12 protein-coding genes are annotated in these 12,771 nt (G+C 63.2%); 9 read left to right on the top strand and 3 right to left on the bottom strand.

Going from position 1 to position 12,771, the window contains the following annotated elements; genetic code table 11:
• Positions 1–111 precede the first annotated feature (111 nt).
• The 4 genes from phaC (at position 112) to phaR (ending at position 4,991) form a co-directional block, all read left to right on the top strand.
• The gene (gene phaC, locus BX592_RS06975; RefSeq protein ID WP_134190933.1) at positions 112–2,070 is read left to right on the top strand and encodes a class I poly(R)-hydroxyalkanoic acid synthase; all 1,959 of its coding nucleotides are present in this window, start codon (positions 112–114) and stop codon (positions 2,068–2,070) included.
• 135 nt (positions 2,071–2,205) lie between these two features.
• Positions 2,206–3,387, top strand: a complete 1,182-nt coding sequence (locus BX592_RS06970) for an acetyl-CoA C-acetyltransferase (RefSeq protein ID WP_134190932.1) — start codon at positions 2,206–2,208, stop codon at positions 3,385–3,387.
• A 158-nt stretch (positions 3,388–3,545) separates the two neighbouring features.
• On the top strand, positions 3,546–4,286 hold the full coding sequence (locus BX592_RS06965; protein ID WP_134190931.1) for a 3-ketoacyl-ACP reductase: 741 nt from the start codon (positions 3,546–3,548) through the stop codon (positions 4,284–4,286).
• Positions 4,287–4,418: 132 nt separating this feature from the next.
• On the top strand, positions 4,419–4,991 hold the full coding sequence (gene phaR / locus BX592_RS06960; protein ID WP_134190930.1) for a polyhydroxyalkanoate synthesis repressor PhaR: 573 nt from the start codon (positions 4,419–4,421) through the stop codon (positions 4,989–4,991).
• 85 nt (positions 4,992–5,076) lie between these two features.
• Here phaR and BX592_RS06955 read toward each other — a convergent pair whose 3' ends face one another.
• Positions 5,077–5,427, bottom strand: coding sequence for a helix-turn-helix domain-containing protein (locus tag BX592_RS06955; RefSeq protein WP_377681468.1), 351 nt, complete (start codon positions 5,425–5,427; stop codon positions 5,077–5,079).
• Complete coding sequence (locus BX592_RS06950; protein WP_134190929.1) at positions 5,408–5,758, bottom strand: type II toxin-antitoxin system RelE/ParE family toxin; 351 nt, start codon at positions 5,756–5,758, stop codon at positions 5,408–5,410. Before BX592_RS06950 ends, BX592_RS06955 begins: the two co-directional genes overlap by 20 nt.
• Positions 5,759–5,936: 178 nt before the next feature.
• Here BX592_RS06950 and rimO point away from each other — a divergent pair, with 178 nt between their 5' ends.
• From rimO to BX592_RS06925, 5 genes are all read left to right on the top strand, one after another.
• The gene (rimO, locus tag BX592_RS06945) at positions 5,937–7,328 is read left to right on the top strand and encodes a 30S ribosomal protein S12 methylthiotransferase RimO (protein ID WP_134190928.1); all 1,392 of its coding nucleotides are present in this window, start codon (positions 5,937–5,939) and stop codon (positions 7,326–7,328) included.
• A gap of 3 nt (positions 7,329–7,331) precedes the next feature.
• Positions 7,332–8,270: a sugar kinase gene (locus BX592_RS06940; protein WP_134190927.1), complete on the top strand. Its 939-nt coding sequence runs from the start codon at positions 7,332–7,334 to the stop codon at positions 8,268–8,270.
• Between the two features lie 124 nt (positions 8,271–8,394).
• A complete protein-coding gene (gene bktB, locus BX592_RS06935; protein WP_134190926.1) occupies positions 8,395–9,579 on the top strand; it encodes a beta-ketothiolase BktB in 1,185 nt (394 codons plus the stop codon).
• Positions 9,580–9,687: 108 nt separating this feature from the next.
• Positions 9,688–10,362, top strand: coding sequence for a hypothetical protein (locus BX592_RS06930; RefSeq protein WP_134190925.1), 675 nt, complete (start codon positions 9,688–9,690; stop codon positions 10,360–10,362).
• Positions 10,363–10,474: 112 nt separating this feature from the next.
• Positions 10,475–11,662, top strand: coding sequence for a cystathionine beta-lyase (locus BX592_RS06925; protein ID WP_134190924.1), 1,188 nt, complete (start codon positions 10,475–10,477; stop codon positions 11,660–11,662).
• Positions 11,663–11,802: 140 nt separating this feature from the next.
• On the opposite strand, the gene serB is transcribed toward BX592_RS06925, so the two are convergent.
• Positions 11,803–12,648, bottom strand: a complete 846-nt coding sequence (gene serB, locus BX592_RS06920) for a phosphoserine phosphatase SerB (protein ID WP_134190923.1) — start codon at positions 12,646–12,648, stop codon at positions 11,803–11,805.
• Positions 12,649–12,771 lie beyond the last annotated feature (123 nt).

Genomic DNA, 12,771 nt, shown 5'->3' with positions numbered 1-12,771 from the left:
CCCAACAATGGGACAGGGCGTTAGTGGCTGCGAGCTTTTTTTCGCCGCCCGTGCGCGAAGGCACCTGCCTCTCAACCCGTCCGCGAGGACTCACCGGTCAAAAGCGCAGGTATGGTGGCAGCTCAACACTCGTCGACTTCCTCACGCACGCACACTTCATCGGATCGCACGCAACAGCAGTCGGGCGCGAATGCCGCCGGAGTTCATCAGTTATTTGACGCATGGTTGAACGCATGGCGTTCAATCGGCGCTCAGGCCGCGGCAAACGGCAATCCGTTTTCGGTGCCGGGCATGCCTGATTTCACGCAGGCGGCGGCAGGCATGCCGCAAATGGCCGAACAGTTTTCGAGGCAGTTCACCCAGCCATTCGCGCAAGCCGCGCAACAGCCGTTTGCGCCGGGGCTCGCGCAGCCGTTTGCGCAGCCATTTGCCCAACCGTTCGCCGCATTGGCTGGTATGAAGCTGCCGAGCGCCGCGATTCCGCCGGAGCGTCTTCAGCGGTTGCAGGCCGACTATTCGCGCGACGCGATGCAGTTGTTCCAGCAGGCCACGCAGGCGACGAGCGCCACGCCGGACCTGAAGGACCGGCGCTTCAGCGCGGACGCGTGGAAGACGACGCCGATCTATGCGTACATGGCGGCGTGGTATCTGCTGAATGCCCGTTATCTGCAGGAGCTGGTCGATGCGCTCGATACCGATCCGAAGACGCGCGAGCGGATTCGCTTTGCGGTTCAGCAATGGACTGCGGCCGCGTCGCCTAGCAACTTCTTCGCGCTGAACCCCGAGGCGCAAAAGACGCTGCTCGAGAGCCACGGTGAAAGCTTGCGCCAGGGGGTGTTGAATCTGCTCGGCGACATGCAACGCGGCAAGATATCGCAGACGGACGAATCCCGTTTCGTGGTCGGCAAGAATCTCGCGACGACCGAAGGCTCGGTCGTGTTCGAGAACGATCTGATGCAGTTGATCCAGTACAAGCCGCTTGCCGCGTCGGTGCGCGAGCGGCCGCTGCTGATCGTGCCGCCTTGCATCAACAAGTTCTACATTCTCGATCTGCAACCGGAGAACTCGCTGGTCGCGCATGCGCTCGAAGCGGGGCATCAGGTGTTTCTGATTTCATGGCGCAATGCCGATGCGTCGATTGCGCACAAGACGTGGGACGACTACGTCGAAGAGGGCGTGCTTGCCGCGATCGATGCCGTGCAGCAGATCAGCGAGCGCGAGCAGATCAACACGCTCGGCTTTTGCGTCGGCGGCACGATGCTCGCCACGGCGCTTGCAGTGGCCGCGGCGCGGGGCGAACATCCGTGCGCATCGATGACGCTGCTCACCGCGATGCTCGACTTTTGCGACACAGGCGTGCTCGATGTGTTCGTCGACGACGCCCATGTGCAGATGCGCGAGCAGACCATCGGCGGCAAGAACGGCACGCCGCCGGGGCTGATGCGCGGCATCGAGTTTGCGAACACGTTCTCGTTCCTGCGTCCGAACGATCTGGTGTGGAACTACGTGGTCGATAACTATCTGAAGGGCCGCACGCCGGTGCCGTTCGACCTGCTGTACTGGAACAGCGATTCGACCAGTCTGCCGGGCCCGATGTACGTCTGGTATCTGCGCAACACGTATCTCGAGAACAGCCTGCGCGAGCCGGGCAAGCTGACGGTGTGCGGCGAGCCGGTGGATCTGTCGCGCATCGATGTACCGACGTTTATCTACGGTTCGCGCGAAGACCATATCGTGCCGTGGCAAACCGCGTATGCATCGGTGCCGCTGCTCACCGGGCCGCTGAAGTTTGTGCTCGGCGCGTCAGGGCATATCGCGGGCGTCATCAATCCGCCGGCGAAGAAAAAGCGCAGCTATTGGGTAGTGAACGGCGACGAAAAAACGTTGCCCGCCGGTGCGGACGAATGGTTCGGGCGTGCCACTGAAACGCCCGGCAGCTGGTGGCCGGAATGGACGACATGGCTCGATCAGTACGCGGGCAAGAAAGTCAAGCCGCGCGCGCAAGCCGGTTCGGCCGGGTTTCCGGTGATCGAACCCGCGCCGGGGCGCTACGTGCAACAGCGCGAGTAGCGCGAATGACCGGGTAGTGCCCGATGCGCTTGCGTGTGCATCACGTCGGGCAGCAGAAGCAGTTGACGACAGAGCGGATCTTTAACTTGACGGCACATCGGGGCGCATGCAGCCGCGGTACCGGAGGAAATCGAAATGACTGACGTAGTGATCGTATCGGCGGCCCGCACGGGCGTCGGCAAATTCGGCGGTTCGCTCGCGAAGATTCCCGCGCCTGAGCTCGGCGCCACGGTGATTCGCGCGGTACTCGAACGCTCGGGCGTGAAGCCCGACCAGGTGAGCGAAGTCATCATGGGTCAGGTGCTGACGGCCGGTTCCGGCCAGAACCCGGCTCGCCAGGCATTGATCAAGGCGGGCTTGCCGACGGCAGTGCCGGGCATGACCATTAACAAGGTGTGCGGCTCGGGCCTGAAGGCCGTGATGCTCGCGGCCAACGCGATTATCGCGGGTGACGCGGAGATCATCGTCGCGGGCGGCCAGGAGAACATGAGCGCGGCGCCGCACGTGCTGCCGAATTCGCGTGACGGGTTCCGCATGGGCGACGTGAAGATGATCGACAGCATGATCTACGACGGCCTGTGGGACGTGTACAACCAATATCACATGGGCGTGACCGCCGAAAACGTCGCGAAGGAGTACGGCATCACGCGCGAGCAGCAGGACGCGTTCGCCGCGCTTTCGCAGAATAAGGCGGAAGCCGCACAGAAGTCCGGGCGTTTCAATGATGAGATCGTGCCGATCCTGATTCCGCAAAAGAAGGGCGATCCGCTCTCTTTTGCGTCCGATGAATTCGTGCGCCATGGCGTGACCGCCGAGGCGCTGGCGGGGCTGAAGCCGGCGTTTTCGAAGGAAGGCACGGTGACGGCCGCAAACGCATCGGGCATCAATGACGGCGCCGCGGCGGTGGTCGTGATGTCGGCGAAGAAGGCCGAGGCGCTGGGCCTCAAGCCGCTCGCGCGGATCAAGGCCTATGCGAACGCCGGTGTCGATCCGAAAGTGATGGGCATGGGCCCGGTGCCGGCGTCGCGCCGCTGCCTCGAGCGCGCGGGCTGGAGCATCAACGATCTGGATCTCGCGGAAATCAACGAGGCATTTGCGGCGCAGGCGCTGGCCGTGCACAAGCAGATGGGTTGGGACACGTCGAAGATCAACGTGAATGGCGGTGCGATCGCAATCGGCCACCCGATCGGCGCATCGGGCTGCCGGGTGCTCGTCACTCTGTTGCATGAAATGCAGAAGCGCGATGCGAAGCGCGGTCTTGCGTCGCTGTGCATCGGCGGCGGGATGGGGGTGGCGCTCGCACTCGAGCGTCCGTGATGCTGTAAGCGCCGACGGCGGCATGCGATACGCGTGGCCGCCGGTGCGGATCGCCGCGGCAGGCCGGTCAGCTCGCCGGTTTGTCGAAGGCGAACAGGGAGTGGTCAGGCAGGAAGCGGCCGGACGGTGCTTCCGCAAACGATAATGGAGTCAGATTTATGTCACAGCGAATTGCGTACGTAACAGGCGGCATGGGCGGCATTGGCACGGCTATCTGCCAACGCCTCCATAAGCAAGGCTTCAAGGTGATCGCCGGCTGTGGCCCGAACTCGCCGCGCCGCATTAAATGGCTCGAAGACCAGAAGGCGCTCGGGTTCGATTTCGTCGCGTCGGAAGGCAATGTCGGCGACTGGGAGTCGACCAAGGGTGCATTCGACAAGGTCAAGGCCGAGTGCGGCGAGATCGACGTGCTGGTCAACAATGCGGGCATTACGCGCGACGTCGTGTTCCGCAAGATGACGCATGAAGACTGGACCGCGGTGATCGACACGAACCTGACCAGCCTCTTCAATGTCACGAAGCAGGTGATCGACGGCATGGTCGAGCGCGGTTGGGGCCGCATCATCAATATTTCGTCGGTGAATGGCCAGAAAGGTCAGTTCGGTCAAACGAACTACTCGACCGCAAAGGCCGGCATCCACGGCTTCACGATGTCGCTCGCGCAGGAAGTGGCCACCAAGGGCGTGACGGTCAATACCGTTTCGCCCGGCTACATCGGCACGGACATGGTGAAGTCGATTCGCCCCGACGTGCTGGAGAAGATCGTCGCGACGATTCCGGTGCGCCGGCTCGGCTCGCCGGATGAAATCGCGTCGATCGTCGCGTGGCTGGCTTCGGAAGAATCCGGCTTTGCAACAGGCGCCGACTTCTCGTTGAACGGCGGCCTGCATATGGGCTGATCCGCGCGGACGTCCACTCGTACGAGTGGATGACTGCATGGTTCAGGTGTGTCTGACGGCGTTTCGCGCGGGCAGTTGCATTGCTTTCGAGGGACGCCGTTTCCGCGCTGCACTGGCGCTCAAAGGCGTTACATGACCACTACTACAAAGAAAACAGCCGAACGACTCATCAAGAAATATCCGAACCGTCGACTGTACGATACGGAGACTAGCACCTATATCACGCTGACCGACGTCAAGCAGCTGGTGCTGGATCAGGAGGACTTCAAGGTCATCGATGCCAAGAGCAACGAGGACCTGACGCGCAGCATTCTGCTGCAGATCATTCTTGAAGAGGAGAGCGGCGGCTTGCCGATGTTCTCATCGCTGATGCTGTCGCAGATCATCCGCTTCTACGGCCATGCGATGCAGGGAATGATGGGCACGTACCTGGAAAAGAACATCCAGGCGTTCATCGACATCCAGAACAAGCTCGCGGACCAGTCGAAGGGCCTTTACGAAGGCAAGACGATGAACCCCGAGGTCTGGTCGCAGTTCATGAACATGCAGGCGCCGATGATGCAGGGGATGATGACGAGCTACATCGAGCAATCGAAGAACATGTTCGTGCAGATGCAGGAGCAGATGCAGAATCAGGCGAAGACGATGTTCAGCTCGTTTCCGTTTACGCAGGCCACGCCGAATCCGGAGCCGGAGAAGAAGTAAAGTGCACCGCGGCCGCAGCCGGTCTTTTGTGCGGCCGCCGCTCGCGACCTGCGCGCGGCATCCACGACACAATCGCGCGCAGCGGCTAGGCGAACGAAATGACGAGTTTCTTGCCGCAAGCCGCCGCATACTTGCGCAGCGTCGCGAATGACGGCGAATGCTTTTCACTGGTAAGCGACGCTTCGAGCCGCGACACCGCGGACGCCGTCGTACCCATGCGTTCGGCGATTTGCGCCTGCGTGAGCCCAGCCTCACGGCGCGCCGACAGGATCACGCGCAGCGCCCGATATTCGTCATCGAGCGCATCGTAGGCGGCGCGCACGCCGGGCTTCTCGAGCAACTGCGCGGTGTCGGCCTTCGTATGAGCGACCGGGGCGAATCCACCGGGATCGCTCGTGCCGCGCGGTATGGTTGCCTTAGTGCTTGCCTTTGCAATTGCCTTGGCCATTGCGGACCTCCTTCAAACGCTTGCGAGCCGTGCGTAGTTCGTCCTGCGGTGTTTCCTCCGTTTTCTTGACGAAGGAATGCAGAACGATGACTTGCCGGTCCACATGCATACAGTAAAACACGCGCCCGATGCCCTCGTGGCCACGCGGACGCAACTCGAACAGGCCGTCGCCCATTGCGCGAGAATGCGGCATACGCAAGTCCGCGCCGTGCTCTTCCATCACTTCGACGAGCCGCAGATAGCTTGCGAGGATACCGTCAGGCAGTTCGAAGACTTCACGTTTGACCCGGTCGTTGTAGTAAGCAACGGTCCACGTCATCGGCGTATATTAGCAAATTTGCTAATCGCGTGCAAGCATCGCGCGCGGAGCAGGCAGATAAGGAAAGCAGGCTGACTCATTCGAACTCTGTCCTTTGGCAGCTTCGGCTGCGAGTAAAATGCGGTCAGCCAGTCTATCTTCGGGGCGATTTTTGCGCCCCTCGTCCGGAAGTACTAAGTTGAATACCAACTCTCATCCCAGCAATAAGCCGTCGGCGACGCCGAAGGTAGGATTCGTCTCACTCGGGTGCCCGAAAGCCCTGGTCGATTCCGAACAGATCATCACGCAGTTGCGCGCCGAAGGTTACGAAATCTCCGGCACTTACGACGGCGCTGACCTCGTCGTCGTCAATACCTGCGGGTTTATCGACGAAGCGGTGCAGGAAAGCCTCGATGCAATCGGCGAAGCGCTAACCGAAAACGGCAAGGTGATCGTCACCGGCTGTCTCGGCGCGAAAAAGAGCGCGAGCGGCTCCGGCCTGATCGAAGAAGTGCATCCGAAGGTGCTCGCGGTAACCGGCCCGCACGCGGTCGGCGAAGTGATGCAGGCGGTGCATAGCCACTTGCCGAAGCCGCACGATCCATTCGTCGATCTCGTTCCCGCGGCCGGGGTGAAGCTCACGCCGCGTCATTACGCGTACCTGAAGATCTCCGAGGGATGCAACCACCGCTGCACGTTCTGCATCATTCCGTCGATGCGCGGCGACCTCGTGTCGCGGCCGGTCGCCGAAGTGATGCTCGAAGCGGAGAATCTGTTCAAGTCCGGCGTGAAGGAACTGCTCGTGATTTCGCAGGACACGAGCGCGTACGGTGTCGATGTCAAATACCGCACCGGGTTCTGGAACGGCAAGCCGATCAAGACGCGCATGACCGACCTCGTCGCCGCGCTTGGCGAACTGGCCGCGCAATATGGCGCATGGGTGCGGCTGCACTATGTTTATCCGTATCCGAGCGTCGACGAAGTCATTCCGATGATGGCCGAAGGGCCGTTCAAGGGTCACGTGCTGCCGTACCTCGACGTGCCGTTCCAGCATGCGCACCCGGAGGTGCTCAAGCGGATGAAGCGGCCGGCCAATGCGGAGAAGGTACTCGAGCGCGTGCGCGCATGGCGTGAGATCTGCCCGGATCTGACCATCCGCAGCACGTTTATCGCAGGCTTTCCCGGCGAGACCGAAGAGCAGTTCGAAACGCTGCTCGACTTTATCCGCGAGGCGGAATTGGACCGCGTCGGCTGCTTTGCGTATTCGCCGGTCGAGGGCGCAAGCGCGAACGAACTCGACGGCGCGCTGCCCGATGACATACGCGAAGCGCGTCGCGCGCGCTTTATGGAAGTGGCTGAACAGGTGTCCGCGAAGCGGATCGCGCGCAAGGTAGGCAAGACACTGAAAGTGCTGATCGACGAAATCAATGCGGACGGCGGCATCGGCCGCACTGCGGCCGATGCGCCGGAAATCGACGGCGTCGTCTATATCTCACCGGCGACAAAGGCGTCGAAGCGCTATAAGGTCGGCGATTTCGTGTCGGTGAAGATTTCCGGCGCGGATGGACACGACCTGTGGGGCGAGGTCTGACCCATGGTGAATCACACGCAAGCCGATGCGCCGGAGATTCTCGCGCTCGGCGAGGCGATGGTCGAATTCAACCAGGCGCAGCCCGGGGAGCCCAACTGGCTGCAAGGTTTCGGCGGTGACACGTCGAACTTCTGCATTGCCGCCGCGCGCCAGGGCGCGTCGGCGGGTTTCGTATCGGCCGTTGGCCGCGACCGGTTCGGCGAGTTGCTGCTCGAGCTGTGGCGTAGCGAGCGGGTCGATACATCGTGCGTGCGTGTCGATGAAAGCGCGCCGACCGGTGTGTATTTCGTATCGCACGGTTGCGCCGGCCATCAGTTCGATTATCTGCGTGCCGGGTCCGCCGCGAGCCGCTATGCGCCGTACGATCTGCCGCTGGACACCATTGCTGCCGCGAAGGTCGTGCACCTATCGGGCATCAGTCTGGCAATCAGCGTCACAGCGTGCGATGCGGCGTTCGCGGCGATCGCCCATGCGCGCATGCATGGTGTGCGCGTCAGCTTCGATACGAACCTGCGGCTCAAGCTGTGGCCGCTCGCACGCGCCCGCGCCGTGATGCTCGAGGCGATACGCCAGTGCGACATCTGCCTGCCGAGCTGGGATGATGTCACCGTGCTCACGGGCCTCGCGCAGCGCGATGAAATCGTCGATTTTATTCTCGAGCAGGGCCCGCGCGTGGTCGCATTGAAGCTCGGTCGCGACGGCGCTTACGTGGCGACGCGCGATGAACGGCGTGTCGTGCCCGCGCTCGAGGTGAATGCAGTCGATGCGACCGGCGCGGGAGACTGCTTCGGCGGCGCGTTCGTCGCACGCGTCGTCGCCGGCGACGATCCATTTACCGCCGCGCGTTACGCGAACACGGCGGCCGCGCTGTCGACACAAGGTTACGGCGCGGTCGCACCGGTTCCATTTCGCGCGACCGTCGAGCGGCTACTCGCCGCATAGCAGGGCGGCGGGGCATCGGCGGAACATCGGCGCGTCTCGCATAACCGAATCGGGCGGCGCGACATCGGCATCGCCCGTGGAGTGCGCCGGCGCATACTGAAGACCTACGACGGAGGAGCAAGCGATGCAACGTGAAGTGATAGTGGCAAGCGGCGTACGCACGGCAATCGGCGATTTCGGCGGCAGTCTGAAAGACTTCGCGCCGACCGACCTCGCGGCGCGCGTTGTGCGGGAAGCATTGTCGCGCGCGAGCGTCAGCGGCGACGAAGTGGGGCACGTCGTCTTTGGCAACGTGATCCATACGGAGCCGAAGGACATGTATCTCGCGCGCGTCGCGGCACTCGACGGCGGCGTGTCACAGCATGCACCCGCGCTGACCGTGAACCGGCTATGCGGGTCGGGCCTGCAGGCGGTCGTTTCGGCGGCGCAAAGCGTGCTGCTCGGCGACGCCGACATCGCGATCGCCGGCGGTGCTGAAAGCATGAGCCGTGCGCCGTACATCCTGCCGGCCGCGCGTTTCGGCCAGCGGATGGGCGACGCGCGCGTCGTCGATATGATGCTCGGCGCGCTGAACGATCCGTTCCAGACGATTCACATGGGCATTACCGCGGAAAACGTCGCGCGCCAATACGGCATCACGCGCGATGCGCAGGATGCGCTCGCGCTGGAATCGCACCGACGCGCGGCGCGCGCGATTGCCGGCGGTTACTTCAGCGAACAGATCCTGCCGGTCAAGATCGCATCGAAGAAAGGCGAGACCGTGTTCGACACCGACGAGCACGTGCGCGCCGACCCGAAACCGGAAGACTTCGCGAAGCTGAAGCCGGTGTTCGCCAAAGAGAATGGCACGGTCACGGCCGGCAACGCGTCGGGGTTGAACGACGCCGCGGCGGCGCTCGTGCTGATGGAACGCGATGTCGCGGACAAACGCGGCGTCGAGCCGCTTGGGCGGCTGGTCGCGTACGCGCATGCCGGTGTCGATCCGGCCTATATGGGTATCGGACCGGTGCCGGCCACGCGCAAGGTGCTCGAGCGCGCAGGCCTGTCGGTCGCGGACCTCGACGTGATCGAGGCGAACGAAGCGTTCGCAGCGCAGGCGTGCGCGGTCAGCAACGAACTCGGGCTCGACTCCGCGAAGGTCAACCCGAACGGCTCGGGCATTTCGCTTGGCCATCCGATCGGCGCGACCGGCGCGTTGCTGACCGTGAAGGCGCTGTATGAGCTGCGGCGCACGGGCGGCCGCTATGCGCTTGTGACGATGTGCATCGGCGGCGGCCAGGGCATTGCGGCGATTTTCGAGCGCGTGTAAATGCAAATCAAGCCGCAAAAATAATCGCGACGCGAGCGCACTGAGCAGTGCGCCGCCGTATGATTTCGCGGCTTCGCACGCCCTACCAGGCACGACAAGGAACATCGAATGCACCATACCAGGCCGAACGGAATCCACGCGCGCAAGCGCCGTGCGCTGCGCGTGATCGCGACCACAGCGATCATGGCGTTCGCGTCGATCATGCCCGCCGCGCACGCGCAAAGCGACGCGGTGAAGCAACTGGCAGCGCCGCCGCCGATCCAGTTGCCGCTCAAGCCGAACGCCGGGTTCGCGAAATTTCCGCGCTATGCGGGCATGCTCGGCTCCCGGCAAATCGTATTGCGGCTTGGCCCGAAAACCGACGATCCGTCCGGCGTGCATGGTGAATATCAGTTCACCGACACCGGCGAAGTGATCCTGATCGCGGGCGATCGGATGGACACGACACTCGAAGTCGAAGAGTCGAACGACGGAACGCATATCACGGGCAACTGGGTCGGCAAATTCGCGGCCGATGGGACGCTGTCGGGCGAACGGATGAACGTCGACGATTCGAATCCGCAGGAGTTCGATCTGCGTCCGTTGGCGGCAGGCGCGCCGGTGCCGCCGCCGGGCGCTCCCGCAGTGGCGAGAAGCGAGTCGGCGGCGGGCGCGGCGCCTGGAAGCCAGCCGGCCGCGGCTACGCCGGCGCCGGCGGCCGCCACGCCGGCAAACGGGCAAAGTAGTGGCAACAGCGGCGACCAGGCCGTCAATGGCGTGAGCAATCTGCGCACTGGCGAGTGACGTCGCGCATTGCATTGCATCGCATCGCGCGACGACGTCGAGCCGCGCGCCGTCGTTCAACCCGCCGTCCTTCAACTTTCCCCACTAACGCACACGACAACGGGAAACCGATATGACCCAATCCGCTCCGAAATACGGTCTGCAAACGCGCATCGTTCATCCGCAGGACGACCTGACGCCGGGTTTCGACTCGTTCTCCGTGCCGGTTGCGCGAGCGTCGACCGTGATCTTTCCGGATCTCGCGACGATGCGCGCGCTCGACTGGCGCAACGACGCGCAATGGCGTTATGGCCTGCACGCGACGCCGACGTCGATCGCGCTTGCGCAGCGTCTCGCCGCGCTCGAAGGCGGTCACCATGCGTTGCTGCAACCGTCCGGACTTTCGTCGATTTCCAACGTCTACTTCGCGTTCGTCAAATCGGGCGACGACGTGCTGATTCCGGATAACGCGTATTCGCCGAACCGCGACCACGGCGAGTGGCTGGCACGCGACTTCGGTGTCAGCGCGCGCTATTACGACCCGATGATCGGCGCGGGCATCGCCGATCTGATCCAGCCGAATACCCGCTTGATCTGGCTCGAAGCGCCGGGCTCGGTGACGATGGAAGTGCCGGACATTCCCGCGATTACGGCAGTCGCGCGCTCGCGCCAGGTCGTCACCGCGATCGACAATACATGGTCGGCTGGTATTGCGTTCCGGCCATTCGAGCACGGTGTCGATATCTCGGTGCAGGCGCTCACGAAGTATCAATCGGGCGGCGCCGATGTACTGATGGGCGCGACCATCACAGCCGATCAGGCGCTGCACCACAAGCTGAAACTCGCGCGGATGCGCATGGGTATTGGCGTGTCGTCGGACGACTGCTCGCTCGTGCTGCGCAGCTTGCCGACGATGCAGGTGCGCTTCCAGCAGCATGACCGCACCGCGCTCGCGCTCGCGAAATGGTTGAAGACGCGGCCCGAAATCGCGGCCGTGCTGCATCCCGCGCTGCCGGACTGCCCGGGTCACGCGTTCTATCAGCGCGATTTCACCGGCGCCGGCGGGCTCTTTTCGGTGGTGTTCGACAAGCGCTACAGCGCTGCGCAGATCGACACCTTCTGCGAGGCGCTCGAACTCTTTGCGATCGGCTGGAGTTGGGGCGGCGCCGCGAGCCTCGTGATGCCGTACGATATCGCGTCGATGCGCAGCGTGTCCGACTGGCCGCACGGCGGCACACTGGTGCGTTTCTATATGGGGCTTGAGGACGAGGCGGATCTGCGCGCGGATCTCGAACGCTGCCTCAACGCGCTGGCGGGCTAAGGCGCGCCCGGCGCTTCATTGTGCGGGCAAGGACTGCGACCGTCGGGCTGACCGGCGGTCGTCGCGCTGTGCGTGTTCACGCTGAGCCTGCAGGCCGATACCGCGGACCGAGGTTCAACCCGGGCAGCCCGACCGGTTACTCACGCCGAAAAAAGCCGCAGTAATCCATCCAGCCCGACGAAATTGAACGCGACGCTCGCTGCTTCGCGCACCACGGGCTTTGCGCGAAACGCGACCGACAGCCCTGCGGCTTCCATCATCTTCAGGTCGTTTGAGCCGTCGCCGAGCGCGATCGCGCGGCGCGGTTCGATGCCGAGCTTCGCGCACGCGTCGCGCAGCATACGCGCTTTCACATCCGCATTGACGATCTCGCCGAGCACACGCCCGGTCAGCTTGCCGTCGACGATTTCCAGCGTATTGGCACGCGTAAAATCGAGGTTCAGCCGCGCCTGCAATTTTTCTGTGAAGAACGTGAAGCCGCCCGACACGAGCAGCGTTTTGAGCCCGGCTGCCTTCGCGCCCCCGAGCATGCGTTCGGCACCCGGCGACAACTGCAGACGCTCTTCATAGACACGTTCCAGTGCGCTCGCATCGAGTCCCTTCAGCAACGCGACGCGGCGTGTCAGACTTTCATTGAAGTCCTTGATCTCGCCACGCATCGACGCCTCGGTAATCGCGGCCACTTCGGCCTTGAGTCCGCAGAAGTCCGCGATTTCGTCGATGCATTCGATCGTGATCAGCGTCGAATCCATATCCATCGCGACGAGGCCAAAATCGGTGATGCGCATGCCCGGCGCGACAAACGCGTAGTCGAGTTCGTGCGTGCCGCAGTACACATCGAGGTCCGCGCGCTGCGCCGGATTCGCGTTTTCGACACGGATCGCGTGCTCATCGAGCACGGTCGCGGATGAGCCGTGCGCGAGCGCGGTGAGCGGTTTGCGATGATCGGCGGAAAGCGGCGCAAGGCTTTGGATAACGAGGTTCATGTCGACGCGAATGGGCGCTGAAGAAGGCGTGGTAATGGATGCCGTGGCGGACGCAACAACAGACGTAACCACAGGCGCAGAAGCGGAAAGGGCGCGCAAAACCCCGGTATTGTAACGGGTCCG

This window comes from Paraburkholderia rhizosphaerae (assembly GCF_004366595.1).
Classification (GTDB): domain Bacteria; phylum Pseudomonadota; class Gammaproteobacteria; order Burkholderiales; family Burkholderiaceae; genus Paraburkholderia; species Paraburkholderia rhizosphaerae.
This window is presented reverse-complemented; position numbering and strand designations above follow the sequence as displayed.